General features: G+C 63.3%; 17 protein-coding genes and 2 riboswitches. Of the genes, 12 read left to right on the forward strand and 5 right to left on the reverse strand.

Annotated elements, in window-relative coordinates; translation table 11 throughout:
- The first annotated feature begins 115 nt into the window (after nt 1-115).
- Both AB4N98_RS24690 and nfuA read left to right on the forward strand, forming a co-directional pair.
- A complete protein-coding gene (locus AB4N98_RS24690) occupies nt 116-2407 on the forward strand; it encodes a fatty acid cis/trans isomerase (RefSeq protein ID WP_068936627.1) in 2292 nt (763 codons plus the stop codon).
- A gap of 94 nt (nt 2408-2501) precedes the next feature.
- Entirely contained in the window at nt 2502-3086 is a 585-nt protein-coding gene (nfuA, locus tag AB4N98_RS24695; RefSeq protein ID WP_017528557.1) for a Fe-S biogenesis protein NfuA, read from the forward strand.
- A 176-nt stretch (nt 3087-3262) separates the two neighbouring features.
- Here the strand turns inward: nfuA and cobM are convergent, their stop codons facing one another.
- The 4 genes from cobM to AB4N98_RS24715 all read right to left on the reverse strand — a co-directional run bounded on the left by cobM (nt 3263) and on the right by AB4N98_RS24715 (nt 5373).
- Nucleotides 3263-4009, reverse strand: coding sequence for a precorrin-4 C(11)-methyltransferase (gene cobM / locus AB4N98_RS24700; RefSeq protein ID WP_017528556.1), 747 nt, complete (start codon nt 4007-4009; stop codon nt 3263-3265).
- A 70-nt stretch (nt 4010-4079) separates the two neighbouring features.
- Nucleotides 4080-4472, reverse strand: coding sequence for a cobalamin biosynthesis protein (locus AB4N98_RS24705; protein ID WP_460148965.1), 393 nt, complete (start codon nt 4470-4472; stop codon nt 4080-4082).
- Nucleotides 4469-5173, reverse strand: coding sequence for a CbtA family protein (locus AB4N98_RS24710; protein ID WP_017528554.1), 705 nt, complete (start codon nt 5171-5173; stop codon nt 4469-4471). Before AB4N98_RS24710 ends, AB4N98_RS24705 begins: the two co-directional genes overlap by 4 nt.
- An 11-nt stretch (nt 5174-5184) precedes the next feature.
- Nucleotides 5185-5373: a CbtB domain-containing protein gene (locus AB4N98_RS24715; protein WP_017528553.1), complete on the reverse strand. Its 189-nt coding sequence runs from the start codon at nt 5371-5373 to the stop codon at nt 5185-5187.
- Between the two features lie 97 nt (nt 5374-5470).
- A riboswitch (cobalamin riboswitch) is annotated at nt 5471-5675 on the reverse strand.
- A gap of 42 nt (nt 5676-5717) precedes the next feature.
- Nucleotides 5718-5916: riboswitch (cobalamin riboswitch) on the forward strand.
- A gap of 94 nt (nt 5917-6010) precedes the next feature.
- On the opposite strand from AB4N98_RS24715, the gene cobW reads away from it, so the two are divergent.
- From cobW to AB4N98_RS24735, 4 genes are read left to right on the forward strand one after another with little or no spacing between them, the layout of a single operon-like run.
- The gene (gene cobW, locus AB4N98_RS24720) at nt 6011-7072 is read left to right on the forward strand and encodes a cobalamin biosynthesis protein CobW (RefSeq protein WP_017528552.1); all 1062 of its coding nucleotides are present in this window, start codon (nt 6011-6013) and stop codon (nt 7070-7072) included.
- Between the two features lie 3 nt (nt 7073-7075).
- Complete coding sequence (gene cobN / locus AB4N98_RS24725) at nt 7076-10843, forward strand: cobaltochelatase subunit CobN (protein ID WP_135196816.1); 3768 nt, start codon at nt 7076-7078, stop codon at nt 10841-10843.
- Nucleotides 10843-11841 (forward strand): ATP-binding protein, encoded by a 999-nt coding sequence (locus AB4N98_RS24730; RefSeq protein WP_017528550.1) that lies wholly within the window; start codon nt 10843-10845, stop codon nt 11839-11841. Before cobN ends, AB4N98_RS24730 begins: the two co-directional genes overlap by 1 nt.
- Before the next feature lie 53 nt (nt 11842-11894).
- Complete coding sequence (locus AB4N98_RS24735; RefSeq protein ID WP_068936623.1) at nt 11895-12497, forward strand: vWA domain-containing protein; 603 nt, start codon at nt 11895-11897, stop codon at nt 12495-12497.
- 40 nt (nt 12498-12537) lie between these two features.
- Here AB4N98_RS24735 and AB4N98_RS24740 read toward each other — a convergent pair whose 3' ends face one another.
- Nucleotides 12538-13485, reverse strand: a complete 948-nt coding sequence (locus tag AB4N98_RS24740) for a DUF1853 family protein (protein ID WP_065878879.1) — start codon at nt 13483-13485, stop codon at nt 12538-12540.
- A gap of 156 nt (nt 13486-13641) precedes the next feature.
- On the opposite strand from AB4N98_RS24740, the gene AB4N98_RS24745 reads away from it, so the two are divergent.
- From AB4N98_RS24745 to pepN, 6 genes are read left to right on the forward strand one after another with little or no spacing between them, the layout of a single operon-like run.
- Entirely contained in the window at nt 13642-14550 is a 909-nt protein-coding gene (locus AB4N98_RS24745) for an NAD(+) kinase (RefSeq protein WP_016972754.1), read from the forward strand.
- Nucleotides 14528-15502, forward strand: coding sequence for a metallophosphoesterase (locus tag AB4N98_RS24750; RefSeq protein WP_161979896.1), 975 nt, complete (start codon nt 14528-14530; stop codon nt 15500-15502). The genes AB4N98_RS24745 and AB4N98_RS24750 overlap by 23 nt, the downstream gene beginning before the upstream one ends.
- On the forward strand, nt 15499-16368 hold the full coding sequence (locus AB4N98_RS24755) for a rhomboid family intramembrane serine protease (RefSeq protein WP_068936621.1): 870 nt from the start codon (nt 15499-15501) through the stop codon (nt 16366-16368). The genes AB4N98_RS24750 and AB4N98_RS24755 overlap by 4 nt, the downstream gene beginning before the upstream one ends.
- A 14-nt stretch (nt 16369-16382) precedes the next feature.
- A complete protein-coding gene (locus AB4N98_RS24760; protein WP_017528545.1) occupies nt 16383-16643 on the forward strand; it encodes a YeaC family protein in 261 nt (86 codons plus the stop codon).
- Complete coding sequence (locus AB4N98_RS24765; protein ID WP_017528544.1) at nt 16640-17470, forward strand: DUF2797 domain-containing protein; 831 nt, start codon at nt 16640-16642, stop codon at nt 17468-17470. Before AB4N98_RS24760 ends, AB4N98_RS24765 begins: the two co-directional genes overlap by 4 nt.
- Nucleotides 17471-17483: 13 nt before the next feature.
- The gene (gene pepN, locus AB4N98_RS24770; RefSeq protein ID WP_460148966.1) at nt 17484-20141 is read left to right on the forward strand and encodes an aminopeptidase N; all 2658 of its coding nucleotides are present in this window, start codon (nt 17484-17486) and stop codon (nt 20139-20141) included.
- Nucleotides 20142-20332 lie beyond the last annotated feature (191 nt).

Below are 20332 nucleotides of genomic sequence, written 5' to 3' on the forward strand. Positions count from 1 at the left end.
TGCGGATTTGCGGCATGTGCGGGTTTTGCATGAATATCGCTCATGTTGGGCGGAGTCATGGCCCGGTAGAATCACCGCCACTTTTTTACCGCACGTATTGATCGGGACCGGATACATGTCACTTCGTCTTATCGTCAGCGCCTTCCTGGCCTTGATTGCCAGCGCTGCCCAGGCTGAAGGTCCCGCGCCGGCGATCTCCTACACCCGCGATATCCAACCGATCTTCACCGAAAAGTGCGTGGCCTGTCACGCCTGCTACGACTCCGCCTGCCAGCTCAACCTGGGCAGCGCCGAAGGGGCGGCGCGCGGCGCGAGCAAAGTCCCGGTGTACGACGGCGAGCGTAGCCAGGCCACGCCGACTACCCGTTTGTTCTATGACGCCTTCGGCAAACAGGCGTGGCGGCAGAAGGGCTTTTATTCGGTGCTCGACGCCCAGGGCAGCCAGGCCGCGCTGATGGCGCGCATGCTGGAGTTGGGCCATAACGCGCCGTTGCAACCCAACGCCAAGCTGCCCGAAGACATCGTGCTGGGCTTGAATCGCGAAAACACGTGCGCCATGCCCGCCGAGTTCAACGCCTACGCCGGCAGCCATCCCAAAGAAGGCATGCCGTTGGCGGTCACCGGCCTGACTGACCAGCAATATCAAACCCTGCAACGCTGGCTGGCCTCCGGCGCGCCCATCGATGAACAGGGCCTGGCGCCGAGTGCCAGCGAAGCCTTGCAAGTGCAGCAGTGGGAAAACCTGTTCAACCAGCCAGGCGCCCGTGAAAGCCTGGTGGCGCGCTGGCTGTACGAGCATTTGTTTCTCGCCCATCTCTACTTTGAGGGCGGCGAGCCGGGGCATTTCTTCCAGTGGGTGCGCTCGCGTACGCCAAGCGGGCAGCCGATCGACTTGATCAATACCCGCCGTCCGAATGACGACCCCGGCACCCGCGTGTATTACCGCCTGTGGCCGGTGCAGGGCGTGATCGTGCATAAAACCCACATCACTTACCCGTTCAGTGCGCAGAAGATGGCGCGCATCAAGGCGCTGTTCTACGCCGGCAACTGGCAGGTCAGCGCCTTGCCGGGCTATGGGCCGGGGCGTCGGGCCAACCCGTTCGACACGTTCGAAGCTATCCCGGCCAAGGCCCGTTACCAGTTCATGCTGGATAACGCCGAATATTTCGTGCGCACCTTCATTCGCGGGCCGGTGTGCCGGGGGCAGATCGCCACGGACGTGATCCGCGACAATTTCTGGGCGCTGTTCCAAGACCCTGACCATGATTTGTATATCACCGATGCGCGGTATCGCGGCCAGGCGACGCCGTTGTTGGCCATGCCGGGGCAAAACGACGACGTGGGCAGCGTGCTGAGCCTGTGGCTGGCCTACCGCGACAAGCGCAACGAATATGAAGCGCTGCGCCGCGACAGTTACGCCGATTTGCCACCGCCGAGTTGGTCAAGCCTGTGGGCGGGTAACGACAGTGCCTTGCTGAGCATCTTCCGTCACTTTGACAGCGCGTCGGTGACCAAGGGCCTGATCGGCGAAGTGCCGCAGACGATGTGGTTATTCGATTACCCCCTGTTGGAGCGCACCTATTATCAGTTGGCGGTGAATTTCGATGTGTTCGGCAACGTCTCGCACCAGGCCCAGACCCGCCTGTACTTCGACCTGATCCGCAACGGCGCGGAGCAGAACTTCCTGCGCCTGATGCCTGCCGACACCCGCGACGGGTTTATGGACGACTGGTACCAGAACAGCGGCAAGATCAAACTCTGGCTGGACTACGAAGCCATCGACGACGACAAGCCGAGCGGTCTGCACCTGGATGAAAAAGACCCCAAGCGCGACTTTGCCAACCAGTTGCTCACCCGTTACGGCGATTTGAATGCCAGCCCGGACCCGATCAACCGTTGCGCGGGCGCCTATTGCTCACGCAACGGTATCTCCGCGACGTTGCAGGATGTGGAACAGGCCCTCAGTCGCCTGACCTCGCGCCCGGCGGCGGGGCTCAAGGTGATCGATCAATTGCCCGAAGCGACGATGTTGCGTATCGAGACCGCCAGCGGCCAGCGCATGGTCTACAGCCTGCTGCGCAACCGTGCCCACAGTAACGTGGCGTTCCTGCTGGGTGAGGCCTATCGCTATCAGTCGGGCCTGGATACCTTGACCGTTTACCCGGGCGTGCTCAGCAGCTACCCCAACTTCATGTTCAATATCCCGGCCCGGGAAGTGCCTGCATTCGTTGCGCAGATGGAACAGGCCAAGGACGCCAAGCAGTTCGAAGCCATCGTTGATCGTTGGGGCGTGCGCCGCAGCCATCCGCTGTTCTGGCAGTATTTCCATGATTTGTCGCAGTACATCCGCGAGACAACGCCTGTGGAAGAGGGGGTGTTGGACATGAATCGTTATGAAAACCTCTGACAGGCAGGTCGACGCTTTTCCGACAAAAATACTCGGACTTTGTACCTGCGTAATATTTTGGCGTAAACTGCCGGCAAGCCTGTGAGGAGTTTCCATGACTGCCATAACCATTACCGACGCCGCCCACGATTATCTGGCCGACCTGCTGTCCAAGCAGAACACCCCAGGAATCGGTATCCGCGTCTTCATCACCCAGCCCGGCACCCAGTACGCCGAGACCTGCATTGCCTACTGCAAGCCTGGTGAAGAGAAGCCTGAAGACACCGCCCTGGGGCTGAAAAGCTTCACCGCGTACATCGACAGCTTCAGCGAAGCCTTCCTTGATGACGCCGTGGTCGACTACGCCACCGACCGTATGGGCGGCCAGTTGACCATCAAGGCGCCCAACGCCAAGGTGCCGAATGTCAACGCCGACAGCCCGGTCAACGAGCGCATCAACTACTACCTGCAGACCGAGATCAACCCGGGGCTTGCCAGCCACGGCGGCCAGGTCAGCTTGATCGACGTCGTCGAAGACGGCATCGCTGTCCTCAAGTTCGGCGGCGGCTGCCAAGGCTGCGGCCAGGCCGACGTGACCTTGCGTGAAGGCATCGAGCGCACCTTGCTCGAGCGTATTCCGGAGCTCAAGGGTGTACGTGACGTGACCGACCATACGCAGAAAGAAAACGCCTACTACTGAGTAAGGCGTTCACTGCGAAAATAAAAAACGGCGCCCCGTGAGCGCCGTTTTTTATACTTTTAATTCAGTGGGTTACGTTGTTTATCTCAGACGGAAGATTAGGTGTGGGGCTTGCTTCCGATAGCGGTGCCTCAGTCGCCTCGACCGCTGGCTGATACACGCATCTGGTAAAAAAGCTAAGGTCGATAAAGATGCGCATGCCCAGCCCGATACAGCGATGACTCGCTGAAACTGTCATTGGCCAGCACCCGACCCACCACAATCAGCGCCGTGCGCCGAAAGCCCTTGGCGGCGACTTTGCCGGCGATATCAGCGAGCGTGCCGACCGCCCAATCCTGGTCCGGCCACGTCGCGCGGTGCACCACGGCAATCGGGCAATCCGCGCCGTAATGCGGCAACAGCTCGGTGACGATCTTTTCCAGATGATTGACCCCCAGGTGAATCGCCATGGTCGTGCCGTGGCGGGCCAGGCTGTCGAAGTCTTCGCCGACCGGCATGCTGGTTTTATCGGCGTAGCGCGTCAGGATCACGCTTTGGGCGATGTCCGGCAGGGTCAATTCGGCCTCCAGCAACGCAGCGCAGGCCGCCACTGCGGTGACGCCGGGGATGATCTGGAAGGGAATGTCCCATTCGCGCAACTGGCGGATTTGCTCGCCAATCGCGCCGTACAGGCTCGGGTCGCCGGAATGCACACGTGCCACGTCCTGGCCTTTGGCATGGGCGGCCTTGATCAGGTCGATGATTTGCTCCAGGTGCAATTCGGCGCTGTTGACCACCTGTTCCGCCTGATGGCCGTCCAATACCGCTGCGGGCACCAGGGAGCCGGCGTAAATGATCACCGGGCAACTGCGGATCAACCGTTGGCCCTTGATGGTAATCAATTCCGGGTCGCCGGGGCCGGCGCCGATGAAGTAGACGGTCATGGAGAGTTCCTGTCGAAAAACGGGCGAGCATGAAGGATGCTCATGATCGGAAAGCGCGATTATCGGGATTTTAGCCGGCGCAGGCCAACGCAAAGGTGGCCTGGGCGGTTTTCCGGCGGGTGATCAACAAGCGGGCAGGGCCGCCGCAGAGCTGTTCGGCCAGGGCCAGGGCGGCGCTTTCGGCGATGCCGTAACAGCCGGTATGGGCGAAGGCAACTGCGGATTTATGGCTCAGCCGCGCTTCATAAACGGCCAGTTGCCCGGCGCTGAAGCACCGCAAGGGCAGGTCGAGCCATCGGGCCAGGGCGAGTAGCCCCGGCTCGTTTTGTTTACGGTCGATGCTGGCCAGTGCCATGACACGGTGACGCTCGACGCCGCCCTCGGCGAGGGCCGCATCAAACAGGCCCAACAGGGTGGCTGCATCACAACCGCGCTGGCAGCCCAGGCCGACCACGTAGGTCATGCCGAGTAGCGATCATCGCGGTTGCGACGGAACAGCCAGGCGCTGATCAGGCCCAGGGCCAGCCAGAACGCCATATTGGTCAGCTGCGAGGCGATCTTGAACTGCGCCTCCAGGGCTTGCGGCGCGAGCATTGAATGCACTAGCGGCTGCGGCGCGCCGAGTATGTGCGGCACCGCGAGGATGGCTGCGCCCAGCACTTTGAGCAGCCCATTGCGGCCGAAAACGATCAGCGCAATACCGGCGGCGGTGGAGGCGGCGGTGCCGATCCACCATGCCTGGCGTAGCGCCAAGTCAGCGGCGGCAGTGCCCGGCAACTCCGGTGGCAGGCCGAGGGTTGGCGCCAGCACAAAGGTCGCGTAACCCGCCAAGCCCCACAGCAGGCCTTGGGCGGTGCGAGTCGGCGTGCGCAAGGTGTAAAGGCCAGCCAGCATCAGCGCAAAACCGACGGCTACCACCAGGTTGGCGCCCGTGGTCGAGAGCACGCGCTGCCAGCCGTCTTCCGGCTCCCAGGCTTCGGCGTCATGGGTGTGCGCGGCAGCGCCGGCGGCGTGCTCATGCACAACCTCTGTGGCGGCCGGGGCTTTTTCAAAGGTTTCCGCCTGCAGAATCAGCGGGGCAACCCAGAAGCTTTGCAGCAGGGTCAGCAGCAGGGCGGCCAACAGGCCGCTGAACCCTGCGGTTTGCGCAATACGCTTGATCATGTCGGCAGGTCTCAATGGCACGGGAACGCGGCGCTGTGGCGGGTATCGTGGGCAGCGTTGTGCACCGCCTCAATGTGCGAGAAACCGGCGAAATACACCAGGCACGCACCGAGGATCGACGCGCCGATAGCGGCGCTCAGGCGTTGGCTCAGGGTGGAGGTGCTGCTGGCGGTGTGCGAGGTGCTGCTGATGATCGACATGGCGCGTCCCTTTCAGGTGTCAGGGTGAAACGAGCGCATGAAAACCCCGCGAGCCAGGCCCACAGGGTTCTGAACAGCGCCCGCCCACCGCGGGTTTGTTATCTGAAGTTTTCGGGCCGGTCTCCGGGCTTGCGAGGGACACTGGGTCTATAAAGCATCGCCTTCCCATGCCGTACAGGCACAGTGGATCTGACGCTTCGCTCGCTTACCGTTGCGGGGGCAGCACCGGACTTGCCATACGGATATGAAGTACCGGTTTCCCGTTTCACCCTGTGAAGGGCACCCGAAACAAGGCTTGTAGGAAAGCATGCAGAGCGGCGGTAGTCAAATTGACCGAGCCCCTGTAGCCTTGCACCCTTCGAGGTTCTTCGGCCCAGGCCGAAGCTAAGAAGGGAACGCGGTTCAAGCCGCGGCTGCCCCCGCAACTGTGAAGGGTTTACCGACTGCCATGCCACTGCCGATCAGGCGGGAAGGCGCAGCCGGCGCCGGTCGTACGGCCCGCAAGCCCCAAGCCAGGAGACCTGCCTCGCAACCGATTTTCCAATTCAACCGGGCGGGGTGATCCGGTGACGAAATCCGCTGCTGCGCGCTGTCGCAGGGCCAATCGTCCCGTATGCCCGCCCCAAAAGGGCATCCGATGAAAACACTGGCCAAACTTCCCGTCACCATCGTTACCGGCTTCCTCGGCTCGGGCAAAACCACCTTGCTGCGCCATATGCTCGACAACGCCCAGGGCCGTCGTATCGCGGTGATCGTCAACGAATTCGGCGAGCTGGGTATCGACGGTGAAATCCTCAAGCAGTGCTCCATCGGTTGCACCGAAGAAGAAGCCAACGGCCGTGTCTACGAATTGGCCAACGGCTGCCTGTGCTGCACGGTGCAGGAAGAGTTCTTCCCGGTGATGCGCGAACTGGTGGCCCGTCGTGGCGACCTCGACCATATCCTCATCGAAACCTCGGGCCTGGCCCTGCCAAAACCGCTGGTGCAAGCGTTCCAGTGGCCGGAAATCCGCAGCGCCTGCACGGTTGACGCGGTGATCACCGTGGTCGACAGCCCGGCCGTGGCCGCCGGCACCTTTGCCGCGTTCCCGGACCAGGTCGACGCCCAGCGCAAACTCGACCCGAACCTGGACCACGAGTCGCCGCTGCACGAGCTGTTCGCCGACCAACTGGCCAGCGCCGACTTGGTCATCCTCAACAAGTGCGACCTGATCAGCCCTGAAGACCTGGCCCGCGTGCGCCTGGAAGTCGCCGAAGAGCTGCCGCCGGCCGTCAAGGTCATTGAAGCGAGCAGCGGTCGCCTGCCGCTCGACGTGCTGATCGGCCTGGGTGCCGGCTCCGAGGAGCACATCGATGGTCGCCACAGCCATCACGATCACCACCATGAAGGCGAAGACGATCACGACCACGATGCGTTTGATTCGATCTCCATCGACCTGCCGCAAGCCGACGAAGCGCTGCTGCTCGACGCCCTGACCCAACTGGTGGTGCAACACGGCATCCTGCGCATCAAAGGGTTCGCCGCGATCCCCAACAAGCCGATGCGCCTGCTGATCCAGGGCGTGGGCACGCGTTTTGACAAGCATTTCGACCGCGCCTGGGGCGCAGACGAAGCGCGCATTACGCGCCTGGTGCTGATCGGCCAGGAGCTGGATGCCGCCGCCCTTGAAGCGCAATTGCGCGCCGCGCTCAGCGCTTAACCCATGCACCTGCTCAGGACTCAGCCCGGTGGTTTCGTCGCGGACGACAATATTGCCGACCTTGGTCAAACCCCCGCCGAACTGGTGATCCTGTGTAGCGGCGATTCGAGCCTGGCGCTGCTGGCCGAAGCGGCGCAGCAACTGCCCGAGGATTACCCCAGCCTGCGCCTGGCCAACCCGATGCAGGTGCAGAACCACGCCTCGGTCGACCTCTACGTTGACGAAGTGCTGCGCCACGCCAAGGTCATCCTGATTTCGTTGCATGGCGGCATCGCTTATTGGCGTTACGGCATCGAACGTCTGGTGGCGTTGGCCGAGCGCGGCGTCACGCTGATCCTGGTGCCGGGCGATGATCGTCCCGACCCCGAACTCAGTGGTCTCAGCACGGTCAACGCCGAGCAACGCGAGCGCCTGTGGCAATTTCTGCGTCAGGGCGGCTTGGGCAATGCGCTGGATTTCTATCGCTGCCTGGCCAGCGGTTATCTGGGCCGTGATTACCCGTGGGCCGAGCCGCAACCCCTGGCGCGCACCGCGATCTATCACCCGCGTAAAGCCAACGCCCGGCTCAATGACTGGCAGGCCGATTGGCATGCCGAACGGCCCGTGGTCGCGGTGTTGTTCTACCGTTCGCATTTGCAGGCGGCGAATACCGGTTTTATCGACGTGTTCTGCCAACGCTTGCAGGTGGCGGGCCTGAACCCGTTGCCGATGGCGGTGGCCAGCCTGAAAGAGCCCGGTTGCCTGACGGTGGTCGAGGACCTGCTGGACGAGGTCGGCGCGGCGCTGATTCTCAATACCACCGGCTTTGCTCAATCAAGCCCCGAAGCTCCGCACCTGCGCCCGTTTCGCCGCAATATCCCGGTGATCCAGGCCATTTGCGCCCAAGACAACAGGCCCGGCTGGCAGGCCAGCGAACAGGGCCTGGGCCCGCGCGATTTGGCCATGCACATCGCTTTGCCGGAGCTGGATGGGCGCATCATCAGCCGCCCCATCAGCTTCAAAGACCTGGCCTGGCGCAGCGAGCGCAGCCAGTCTGACGTGGTGTGCTACCGCGCAGCGCCCGAGCGCATGGATTTTGTCGCCGAACTGGCACGGCGCTGGGTCGAGTTGGCGCGGGTACCGAATGCAGACAAGCGCATCGCGCTGATCCTTGCCAATTACCCGACCCGCGACGGGCGCATCGGCAACGGTGTGGGCCTGGACACCCCGGCGGCGGCGCTGAATATCCTGCGGGCGCTGCAAGCCGAAGGGTATTCGCTGCCGGATGCATTGCCGGACAGCGGCACGGCATTGATCCATGAGCTGCTCGGTGGCGTCACCAATGATCTGGACAGCCTTGACCTGCGCCCTTGCCATCAAAGCCTGGGCCTGGATGACTACGAGGCGATGTTCCTGCGCTTGCCCGAGGCCAATCGCCAGGCCGTGCTGGAGCGCTGGGGTACGCCCCACAACGACCCGATGTTTCGGGATGGCCGCCTGATGATTGCCGGGCTGCGCCTGGGCCTGACTTTTGTCGGCATTCAACCGGCGCGGGGTTACCAGGTGGATGCCAGTGCGGTGTACCACGACCCGGACCTGGTGCCGCCGCATGGTTACCTGGCGTTCTATTTTTGGTTGCGCCACACCTACGGCGCCCATGGCGTGATTCACGTGGGCAAGCACGGTAACCTCGAGTGGCTGCCGGGCAAGGGCGTGGGCTTGTCGGAAAACTGCTGGCCCGACGTGCTGCTGGGGCCGCTGCCGAATATCTACCCGTTTATCGTCAACGATCCGGGCGAGGGCGCCCAGGCCAAGCGGCGCACCCAGGCGGTGATCATCGACCACCTGATGCCGCCGCTGACCCGCGCCGAAACCTATGGCCCGCTGCGTAACCTGGAGCTGTTGGCGGACGAGTACTACGAAGCTCAATTGCTCGACCCGCGCCGCGCCCGTGAGCTGCAAAAAGACATTCTCAAGCTGGTGCGCGAAACCCGTATCGACCAGGAGCTTGAACTGGACGGCGACGCCGATGCCGATGCCGCCATCTGGCTGCCGCGCCTGGACACCTACCTGTGTGACTTGAAGGAGTCGCAGATCCGCGACGGCCTGCATATCTTTGGCGAGTCGCCCCAAGGCCGTCTGCGCATTGATACCTTGCTGGCCTTGCTGCGTATTCCCCGTGGGGATGGCCGTGGCCCGCAATCGAGCGTGCTGCGGGTGTTGGCCAAGGCGTTCGAGCTGGGCTTCGACCCGCTGGACTGCGCCCTGGCCGAGCCCTGGACCGGACGCCGCCCGGGCGTGTTGCAAAAGATCGATACGCAACTGTGGCGTACCGCCGGTGATACTCGCGAGCGCCTGGAGTTGTACGCCGCGCGCTTGATCGAACAGGCGCTGGAAGGCCCGGTGGAGCAGTTGCAAGCGCCCGGTTGGGAGGATGTGAACGCGGTGATCGAAAGCCTGCGCAGCGTCGTGGCCCCGCGCCTGGATGCCTGCGGCCCCGCCGAAATGCGCGGCCTGCTGGACGCCCTGGGTGGTCGTTTCGTACCCGCGGGGCCGAGCGGCGCGCCGAGTCGCGGGCGCCTGGATGTACTGCCCACGGGGCGCAATTTTTTCACGGTCGACGTGCGCAACCTGCCCACCACCACGGCATGGCGTATCGGTTTTCAGTCGGCCAACCTGGTTCTTGAGCGGCACTTGCAGGATCACGGCGACCACCTGCGCCAACTCGGCCTGTCGGTGTGGGGCACAGCCACCATGCGTACCGGCGGCGACGATATCGCTCAGGCCATGGCGCTGATGGGCGTGCGTCCGGTCTGGGCCACGGGCAGCCAGCGAGTGGACGACTTTGAAATCCTGCCGATCAGCCTGCTCGACCGCCCGCGTGTCGATGTGACGCTGCGCGTGTCCGGGTTTTTCCGCGATGCGTTCGCCAACCTGATCCGCCTGTTCGATGCGGCGGTGCAAGCGGTGGCTGCCCTGGATGAACCAGATGACATGAACCCGTTGGCCGCCAAGGTGCGCAGCGAGCGCGAAGCCTTGCGTTTGTCGGGCCTGGACGAAGACGCGGCCGCGAAACAGGCCGGCTGGCGTATTTTCGGCGCCAAGCCCGGTGCCTATGGCGCGGGCGTGCAAGGGGCGATTGACGGCCGCCTGTGGCAAAGCCGCGAGGATCTGGCCGAGGTCTATCTGAACTGGGGCGGTTACGCTTACGGTGGTTCCGATGAGGGCACCGCCGCCCGTGGGCAATTTGCCCAACGCCTGAGCCAGGTGCAGGCTGTGCTGCAAAATCAGGACAACCGCGAGCATGACCTGCTCGACTCCAACGATTACTACCAATTCCAGGGCGGCATGCTCGCCGCCGTGGAGACCCTGAGCGGCGACAAGGCCGCCAGCTACCATGGCGACCATAGCCAGCCGGACCTGCCGAAGATCCGCACCTTGAAGGAAGAGCTGAACCGGGTGATCCGTTCCCGCGCGGCGAACCCCAAGTGGATCGACGGCGTGAAGCGCCATGGTTATAAAGGCGCCTTCGAGATGGCGGCGACGGTGGACAACCTGTTCGCCTTCGATGCCACTACCGCGCTGATCGACGATCATCAATACGCCTTGCTCGCCGACGCCTACCTGCTCGACCCGGATACCCGGGCGTTTGTGCAACAGCACAACCCTGCGGCACTGCGCGACATGACCGAACGCATGCTCGAAGCCCAGCAGCGCGGCCTGTGGCAGGAGCCGGGGGCGTACCGTGAGGCCTTGGAAAACCTGTTGCTGGATATAGAAGAAGACAGCTGATGACTGACATTCCCCATTTTCCGCTGTCCGCCGTGGTCGGCGCCGATGACCTGAAGCTGGCGCTGTGCCTGACTGCCATCGACCCGAAGATCGGCGGTGTGCTGATCGAAGGACCGCGCGGCATGGCCAAGTCGACCCTGGCCCGTGGGCTGGCCGACCTGTTGGCCAGCGGCCAGTTCGTGACATTGCCCTTGGGCGCCACCGAGGAGCGCCTGGTGGGCACCCTTGATCTCGACGCGGCACTCGGCGAAGGCCGCGCACAGTTTTCCCCCGGTGTATTGGCCAAGGCCGATGGCGGCGTGTTGTATGTCGATGAGGTCAACTTGCTGGCTGATCACCTGGTCGACCTGCTGCTGGATGTCGCTGCCAGCGGCACCAACCTGATCGAGCGTGACGGTATTTCCCACCGGCACGCGGCGCGCTTTGTGCTGATCGGCACCATGAACCCGGAGGAGGGTGAGTTGCGCCCGCAACTGCTCGACCGCTTCGGTTTCAATGTGGCGCTGGGCGGGCAGACGTTGCCGGCCGAGCGCGGGCAAATTATCCGCCGTCGCCTGGATTTCGACAGCGACCCGGTGGCGTTCTGCGCGCAGTGGGCCGCGCCGCAGGCAGCCTTGCGTGAACGGTGCACGGCCGCGCGGGCACGCTTGGGCGGCATCGCGATGGACGACCAGGCCCTGGCGCGGATTACCGAGCGCTGCTTTGCCGCCGGTGTCGATGGGTTGCGCGCCGACCTGGTCTGGTTGCGCGGCGCCAGGGCTCACGCGGCATGGCGTGGCGCAGATGAAATTGGCGAAGAGGATATCGAGGCCGTGGCCGAATTTGCCCTGCGCCATCGCCGCCAGGAGCACTCGCCACCGGCCAGCCCGCCAGAACAAGGGCAATCACCCAAGCCGTCGGACACCTCTCCCGGCCAGGGCCAATGGGGCGATATGCCCGCACCGGCCTTGCCCACCGGCGCCCGCCGCAATGTGCCCACCTGGCCAAAAAAGCCCTAGGCATCCGCCCCCGGCCTGACACGGGGGCGGATGCCCGTCCCAAGGCGGGGCGCTTGAATGCTGGCAGGCAGGGCAAGGCCCGCAGCGCACAAGAGGGGGCGGTCAACTGGCCAGGCACCTTGCTTGGCGGTCGGCCGCAGGCCCGTGAAGACCTGTTGTTTCACCTGCGCAGTCGTTCGGCCCAGGCGTTGTGGCTGGTGATTGTCGATGCGTCGGCCTCGACTCGCCGGCACCGCGCATTGACCGATGCCAAGGGCTTGTTGGCCCAACTGTTTGATGATGCCTACCGCCAACGCGCGCGCATGGCGTTGCTGACGGCCAGCGGGCCGTCGCCGAAATGGCAGGTGCAGGGGCTCAAAGCCGCGAAAAGCTTGACCGGCTGGCTGGATCAGCTGGGTGCCGGCGGCGGTACGCCGTTGCTGGCGGCGTTGAGCGAGGCGCAGCAGTGGTTGGCGGCGCGGCGCAAGCGCTATCCCACCGAGCAGCAACAGCTGTTGGTGATTACCGACGGGCGACTCAAGGACATCAGCGGGTTGCCGTCGCTGGCGTGTGCGGGGGTGCTGGTGGATATCGAGCGTGGGCCGATCAGGTTGGGGCGGGCCCAGGCGTTGGCGGCGGGGTTGCAGTTGGATTATCGGCATATCGATGAGATGTAGTGCCTGTACCGCCGCCATCGGGGCAAGCACTGCAAGACCATCAGCCCGCCCCCGGCACATTCGGCCAAAGATCCGCTACCAGGAACAAGCGCTCCGCTTCCTGCCAATCCTCGCCGGTGCGCACCATCCGTACCAGCAACTGCGCGGGTGCCATCGGGTCGAGATCGGTCAGCCATGCCTGCATGCGCTCTTCGCTCCACACCTCATCCGCCAGGTAATGCGCCGGCGCCAGCCATGCATGCCGGGGCAGGGGTTGCCAGCGCCCGGGCGGGCTGGCACTGACAAAGGCCTTCCAGTCCCGTTGATGCAACCAGCGCCCGCGCAAATGCTGCGGGTGGGCGCCGTGAGGCGAGGTGGCAAGGCCCGGCCAGGGGTAGAGCAAATACCCGCCCAGCCACAAGTGCGCATCGAACTGCTGGATATCCAGCGCCGCCAGCACTTCGCGGCTCTCCGGGCGGGCCGAAATCGGCAGTTGGTGCTGCGCCAGGTGCGCCAGTTTACGGTCGAGCCGGTCATGGCAGCCGGGGCCCAGCCACTGGGCGGTGTCCAGGCCGTCGCCGTTCTGCGGCCCGAGGTAGAGTTTGATCGCCAGTTCCAGGTGGTGCACGCCATCACGGTCCCGCAGCAGCATGTCCAACTCGCCCAGGGTGTGCCCGGCGCGGCGGATCGGCAGGTTGGCGGCCAGCAACTCCACACCCGGCGCATGCTGCACCGCGAACTGCCACAAACGCTCGTAATACAGGCCCAGGCGGCGCGTGCGTGACAGGCTCAGCCACTGCTGCAAGGCGCGGCTGTCCTGGTCCAATTGTCGCAGCCAGTGCTCGAGCCGGTCGGGCGCCTGCACCCAGTCGCTGCCGGCCAGCGGGTGGCGCTGCGGCCAGGGCGTGTGCGCGAGCATCGGCGGGGCGAGCATCACCCACGCCAGGTCGCGCACTTCGGGGTGGCGCAATTGGCGGGGCAAGGTGTGCAGATCGGGGAATAGAGTCATGGTCCGAGCATAGCCTTTCAAGCCGGGAGCGGAGGCCGCAGAACCCCTGAGAACCATTGTCATCAAGGCTTCACGGCGACAAAGGATTTTGCCTCAAGCGGCCTTTCGCCCATAATCGTTTCTTTTTTGCCACACCCCACATCCCGCAGGAGCCCCATGGAGCAATTTCGCAATATCGGCATTATCGGTCGCCTGGGCAGTACCCAGGTGCTGGACACCGTCCGCCGGCTGAAAAAATTCCTGCTGGAACGCCACCTGCATGTGATCCTCGAAGACACCATCGCCGAGATTCTCCCCGGCCACGGCCTGCAAACCTCGTCGCGCAAGATGCTCGGTGAAGTCTGTGACATGGTCATCGTGGTGGGCGGTGACGGCAGCCTGCTCGGCGCGGCGCGGGCGTTGGCGCGGCATAACGTGCCGGTGCTGGGGATCAACCGGGGTAGCCTGGGGTTTCTGACCGATATCCGCCCCGATGAGCTGGAAGTGGAAGTGGCCAAGGTGCTTGACGGCCATTACCTGGTGGAAAACCGCTTCCTGTTGCAGGCCGAAGTGCGCCGTCATGGTGAAGCCATCGGCCAGGGCGATGCGCTCAATGACGTGGTGCTGCACCCCGGTAAATCCACGCGCATGATCGAGTTCGAGCTGTATATCGACGGCCAGTTCGTGTGCAGCCAGAAGGCCGATGGCCTGATCGTCGCCACGCCCACCGGGTCGACTGCCTATGCGCTGTCGGCCGGTGGCCCGATCATGCATCCCAAGCTCGATGCCATTGTGATTGTGCCGATGTATCCCCATATGTTGTCCAGCCGGCCAATTGTGGTCGACGGCAACAGTGAGCTGAAAATCGTGGTGTCCAAAGACATGCAAATCTACCCGCAAGTCTCCTGCGACGGGCAAAACCATTTCACCTGCGCCCCCGGTGACACCATCACCGTGAGCAAAAAAGCGCAGAAACTGCGGTTGATCCACCCACTGGATCACAACTACTACGAAGTGTGCCGCACCAAGCTTGGCTGGGGCAGCCGCTTGGGGGTGGAGGCGACTGATGCTCGATCCCGCGCGTAGCTACGACCTGATTGGTGACGTGCACGGATGCGCCCATACCCTTGAGCACCTGCTCGACCAGATGGGTTATCACAAGCAGGGCGGCACCTGGCGCCATCCGTCGCGCATGGCGGTGTTCCTCGGCGATATCATCGACCGTGGCCCGCGCATCCGCGAGGCGCTGCACATCGTGCATGACATGGCCGAAGCCGGCCAGGCGCTGTGCATCATGGGTAACCACGAGTTCAACGCCCTGGGCTGGGTCACACCCGCACCGCCCGGCAGCGGCCGCCAGTTCGTGCGTGAGCACACGCCGCGGCATGAACGGTTGATCCACGAGACCCTGACGCAGTTCGAGCACCACCCGACTGACTGGCATGACTTCCTTGGCTGGTTCTACGACATGCCGCTGTTTGTCGACGCCGGGCGTTTTCGCGTGGTGCACGCGTGCTGGGATGAGGGCTTCATCCAGCCGCTGCGCGCGACCTTCCCGGATGGCTGCATCGACCAGCACTTCCTGCAAGCCGCCGCCGTGCCGGGCAGTTTTGCCTGTAACGCATTCGACCGCCTGCTGCGCGGCACGGATATGCGCCTGCCCGATGGGCTCACACTCACCGGCGGCGATGGCCTGACGCGTTCGTTTTTTCGCACCAAGTTCTGGGAAGACGACCCGAAAACCTACGGCGACATTGTGTTCCAGCCCGATGCATTGCCGGAGCCGGTGGCGCGTACGCCGTTGTCATCGACGCAAAAAAATTCCCTGCTGCGCTACGGCGTCGACGAGCCCTTGTTGTTCGTCGGCCACTACTGGCGCAGCGGCACACCGGCGCCGATCCGCCCGAACCTGGCCTGCCTGGATTACAGCGCGGTGCTGTACGGCAAGCTGGTGGCGTATCGACTGGACCAGGAAACCCGCCTGGACCCGCGTAAATTCGTATGGGTCGACGTTGAGCGGCCTGAGGTCATTAAATGAGCACCGTGGCTGTATTGCGCTTGCCCCTGAGCGTTGACCTGGGTGGTTTCGTCAGCCTGCTGCAACGCATGCAAGTGCCCCACCGCGTCAGTGAGGAGGCGGGGGAACAAGTGTTGTGGGTGCCCGAGAGCATCAGCGATGACGTGCGCGTGTTGTACCAGCGGTTTCCCGCCGGTGATCCGGACCGGCAATTGGACATTCCCGAACAGGCGCCGTCGACTCGACCCGGCTTTGCCCAACAGGTGCGGCACAGCCCGGTGACGGCGCTGGTGCTGCTGGCCAGCCTTATCGTCGGCGCGGTGACCCTGCTCGGCGAGAACCTGCAAGCCATGGCCTGGCTGACGTTCCTGCCATTCCGGGTGATGGGGGAGTACATCCAGTTCACGCCGTTCGCCGACATGTTGGCGTCGGGGCAGTGGTGGCGGTTGGTCACGCCGATGCTGATCCACTTCGGCATCCTGCACCTGGCCATGAACGGCATGTGGTACTGGGAATTGGGCCGGCGCATCGAAAGTCGCCAGGGTGGTATCAACCTGCTGGGCCTGACGCTGTTGTTCAGTCTGGTCTCCAACTACGCTCAATACGCCTATGGCGGCCCTGGCCTGTTCGGCGGTTTGTCCGGCGTGTTGTATGGCCTGCTCGGGCATTGCTGGATTTTTCAATGGTTGTCGCCCAACCCGGCTTACCGCCTGCCCCGTGGGGTGCTGGTGATGATGCTGGTGTGGCTGGTGCTGTGCCTGTCGGGGCTGGTCTCGATGATCGGCTTCGGTGAAATCGCCAACGCGGCCCATGTGGGCGGCTTGGCTATCGGTTGCCTGACCGGTTTGCTCGGCGGTGTGTACAACCGTCGCAAGTCGTCTATTTGATAAGGAAGAGCCGCATGTCCTCTTTTGCTGAAATGATCGAAAACATCACGCCCGACATCTATGAGAGCCTCAAGCTCGCCGTGGAAATCGGCAAGTGGTCCGATGGGCGCAAGCTCACCGCCGAACAGCGCGAGCTGTCGCTGCAAGCGGTGATCGCCTGGGAAATCCAGAACCTGCCGGAAGACCAGCGCACCGGCTACATGGGCCCGCAGGAGTGCCAGTCCAAATCGACCACCGTGCCGAACATCCTGTTCAAGTCGGATGCGATCCATTGATTGAGATTGGTCGCGGTGCAGTCAGCAAAATGTCGGCGCAACTCGGTGAGCCGACCGTTCAATACGCGTTTCGTCTGGGCGATACCGAGGTGCCGGTCAACCCGCTGATCGGTACCCATATACGCCTGGAGTACCTCGGTGCCATCCATTGCAGCCATTGCGGCCGCAAGACCAAGACCAGCTTCAGCCAGGGTTATTGCTACCCGTGCATGACCAAGCTGGCCCAGTGCGACCTATGCATCATGAGCCCCGAGCGTTGCCATTACGACGCTGGCACCTGCCGCGATCCAGGCTGGGGCGAGCAATTTTGCATGACCGACCACGTGGTGTACCTGGCCAACTCGTCAGGCATCAAAGTCGGTATCACCCGCGCCACCCAGTTGCCCACGCGCTGGCTGGACCAGGGCGCGAGCCAGGCGTTGCCGATCATGCGTGTGGCCACGCGCCAGCAATCGGGCTTCGTCGAAGACGTGCTGCGCAGCCAGGTGGCCGACAAGACCAACTGGCGCGCACTGCTCAAGGGCGATGCCGCGACGGTGGACCTCAAACAGGTGCGCGATGAACTGTTCGCGTCCTGTGCCGATGGCCTGTTGCAATTGCAGGAACGCTTTGGCCTGCAGGCCATCCAACCGGTTACCGACATCGAGCCGCTGGAAATCCGCTACCCGGTGGAGCAGTATCCGGCCAAGATCGTCAGCTTCAACCTGGACAAGAACCCGATTGCCGAAGGCACGCTGCTGGGGATCAAGGGCCAATACCTGATCTTCGACACCGGCGTAATCAATATTCGTAAGTACACGGCCTACCAGCTCGCCGTGCATCAGTAAAAGGATGCCACCCATGCGCACCGAACAACCGAAGATGATTTACCTGAAGGACTATCAGGCGCCGGACTACCTGATCGACGAGACGCACCTGACCTTCGAGTTGTTCGAGGACCACAGCCTGGTCCACGCGCAGTTGGTGATGCGCCGTAACCCCGAGCGCGGCGCCGGTTTGCCGCCGCTGGTGCTGGACGGTCAGCAACTGGAGCTGTTGAGCGTCAATTTGGCCGATCTGGAATTGACCGACGCTGACTATCAGTTGACCGACAGCCACCTGACCGTGCACCCAAAAAGCGCCACGTTTACCCTCGACACCACGGTCAAGATCCACCCGGAAAGCAACACCGCACTGGAAGGCCTGTACAAGTCCGGCAGCATGTTCTGCACCCAGTGCGAGGCCGAAGGCTTTCGCAAGATCACCTATTACCTCGACCGCCCGGACGTGATGAGCACCTTCACCACCACGGTGATCGCCGAACAGCACCGCTATCCGGTGCTGCTGTCCAACGGCAACCCGATCGCCAGCGGCCCCGGCGAAGACGGCCGCCACTGGGCGACCTGGGAAGACCCGTTCAAGAAGCCGGCCTACCTGTTCGCGCTGGTCGCCGGTGACCTGTGGTGCGTCGAAGACAGCTTCACCACCATGACCAATCGTGAGGTGGCGCTGCGCATCTACGTCGAGCCGGAAAACATCGACAAGTGCCAGCACGCCATGACCAGCCTGAAAAAATCCATGCGCTGGGACGAAGAAACCTACGGCCGCGAGTACGACCTCGACATCTTCATGATCGTCGCGGTCAATGACTTCAACATGGGCGCCATGGAGAACAAGGGCCTCAATATCTTCAACTCCAGCGCCGTGCTGGCCCGCGCCGAAACCGCCACCGATGCCGCGCACCAGCGCGTCGAGGCGATTGTTGCCCACGAATACTTCCATAACTGGTCGGGCAACCGCGTGACCTGCCGCGACTGGTTCCAGCTGTCGCTCAAGGAAGGCTTTACCGTGTTCCGTGATTCGGGCTTCTCGGCCGATATGAACTCAGCGACGGTCAAGCGCATCCAGGATGTGGCGTACCTGCGTACCCACCAGTTCGCCGAAGACGCCGGCCCCATGGCCCACGCCGTGCGCCCGGACAGCTTTATCGAAATCTCCAACTTCTACACCCTCACCGTGTACGAAAAGGGCTCGGAAGTGGTCGGCATGATCCACACCTTGCTCGGTGCCGAAGGCTTCCGTAAAGGCAGCGACCTGTACTTCGAGCGCCACGACGGCCAGGCCGTGACCTGCGACGATTTCATCAAGGCCATGGAAGATGCCAACGGCGCTGACCTGAGCCAGTTCAAGCGCTGGTACAGCCAGGCCGGCACCCCACGCTTGGCGGTGAGCGAGTCCTACGACGCCGTGGCCAAGACCTACAGCCTGACCTTCCGCCAGAGCTGCCCGGCAACCCCGGACAAGGTGGAAAAACTGCCGTTCGTGATCCCGGTGGAATTGGGCCTGCTGGACGGGAAGGGCGCGGGCATTGCCTTGCGCCTGGCCGGTGAAGCCGCCGCCGCTGGCACCTCGCGGGTGCTTTCGGTGACCGAAGCCGAGCAGACCTTCACCTTTGTCGATATCGCTGAACAGCCGCTGCCTTCGCTGCTGCGCGGTTTCTCGGCACCTGTGAAACTGAGCTTTGCGTACAGCCGCGATCAACTGATGTTCCTGATGCAGCACGACAGCGATGGCTTCAACCGCTGGGATGCCGGCCAGCAACTGGCGGTGCAGGTGTTGCAGGAGTTGATTGGCCAGCATCAGGCCGGCCAGCCGCTGAAGCTTGACCAACGCTTGATCGACGCGCTGTGCACGGTGTTGAGCGATGAGCGCCTGGATCAGGCGATGGTCGCGGAAATGCTGTCGTTGCCCGGCGAAGCCTACCTGACGGAAATCAGCGAAGTGGCGGATGTCGACGCCATCCACGCCGCCCGCGAGTTTGCCCGCCAGCAACTGGCAGAGCACCTGTTCGAAGCGCTGTGGCTGCGTTATCAAGCCAATCGTGAACTGTCCAAGCAGACGCCTTATGTCGCAGCGGCCGAACACTTTGCCCGGCGCGCGTTGCAGAACATCGCGCTGTCGTACCTGATGCTCAGCGGCAAGCCTGAAGTGTTGGCGGCCACCCTGGACCAGTTCGACACCAGCGACAACATGACCGAACGCCTGACCGCGCTGGCGGTGTTGGTGAACTCGCCGTTCGAAGCGGAAAAGGCCAAGGCACTGGCGGTATTCGCCGAGAACTTTAAGGACAACCCGCTGGTCATGGACCAATGGTTCAGCGTGCAGGCCGCCAGCACCCTGCCGGGCGGCTTGGCGCGGGTGCAGGCGTTGATGGAGCACCCGGCGTTCACCCTCAAGAACCCGAACAAAGTGCGCGCATTGATCGGCGCGTTTGCCGGGCAGAACCTGATCAACTTCCATGCGGCCGATGGTTCGGGCTATCGCTTCCTGGCCGACCTGGTTATCCAACTGAACGGCTTCAATCCGCAGATCGCATCGCGCCAATTGGCGCCACTGACCCGCTGGCGCAAATACGACAGCGCGCGCCAGGCGCTGATGAAGGCCGAGTTGGAGCGCATTCGTGCTTCGGGCGAGCTGTCGAGTGATGTGTTCGAAGTGGTCAGCAAGAGCCTTGCGTAAGCATGGGTAAATGCACTTGAACTTGTGGTGAGGGCGCTTGCTCGCGTGACGGCCGGGCAGGCGATCAAGTTGCAAGACAAGTAAGCGGTTCAAATGTGGGAGCGGTGCATCAGGTCAGTACCGGGGCGCCAGTCAACTCGTCACGGGAGCAAGTGCCCTCGCCACAGGCTCAACCTGGCACCTGAGATACG

Source organism: Pseudomonas sp. S3_E10 (genome assembly GCF_054667615.1).

Bases quoted from the DNA above. Each gene is read 5' to 3' on its own strand.
- cobM (WP_017528556.1), bottom strand. From the start codon at position 4,009: ATGACCGTCTACTTCATCGGCGCCGGCCCCGGCGACCCGGAATTGATT.
- cobW (WP_017528552.1), top strand. From the start codon at position 6,011: ATGAAAACACTGGCCAAACTTCCCGTCACCATCGTTACCGGCTTCCTC.
- AB4N98_RS24705 (WP_460148965.1), bottom strand. From the start codon at position 4,472: ATGACCTACGTGGTCGGCCTGGGCTGCCAGCGCGGTTGTGATGCAGCC.
- AB4N98_RS24710 (WP_017528554.1), bottom strand. From the start codon at position 5,173: ATGATCAAGCGTATTGCGCAAACCGCAGGGTTCAGCGGCCTGTTGGCC.
- nfuA (WP_017528557.1), top strand. From the start codon at position 2,502: ATGACTGCCATAACCATTACCGACGCCGCCCACGATTATCTGGCCGAC.
- AB4N98_RS24715 (WP_017528553.1), bottom strand. From the start codon at position 5,373: ATGTCGATCATCAGCAGCACCTCGCACACCGCCAGCAGCACCTCCACC.
- pepN (WP_460148966.1), top strand. From the start codon at position 17,484: ATGCGCACCGAACAACCGAAGATGATTTACCTGAAGGACTATCAGGCG.
- AB4N98_RS24690 (WP_068936627.1), top strand. From the start codon at position 116: ATGTCACTTCGTCTTATCGTCAGCGCCTTCCTGGCCTTGATTGCCAGC.
- AB4N98_RS24760 (WP_017528545.1), top strand. From the start codon at position 16,383: ATGTCCTCTTTTGCTGAAATGATCGAAAACATCACGCCCGACATCTAT.
- AB4N98_RS24730 (WP_017528550.1), top strand. From the start codon at position 10,843: ATGACTGACATTCCCCATTTTCCGCTGTCCGCCGTGGTCGGCGCCGAT.
- AB4N98_RS24745 (WP_016972754.1), top strand. From the start codon at position 13,642: ATGGAGCAATTTCGCAATATCGGCATTATCGGTCGCCTGGGCAGTACC.
- AB4N98_RS24755 (WP_068936621.1), top strand. From the start codon at position 15,499: ATGAGCACCGTGGCTGTATTGCGCTTGCCCCTGAGCGTTGACCTGGGT.
- AB4N98_RS24740 (WP_065878879.1), bottom strand. From the start codon at position 13,485: ATGACTCTATTCCCCGATCTGCACACCTTGCCCCGCCAATTGCGCCAC.
- cobN (WP_135196816.1), top strand. From the start codon at position 7,076: ATGCACCTGCTCAGGACTCAGCCCGGTGGTTTCGTCGCGGACGACAAT.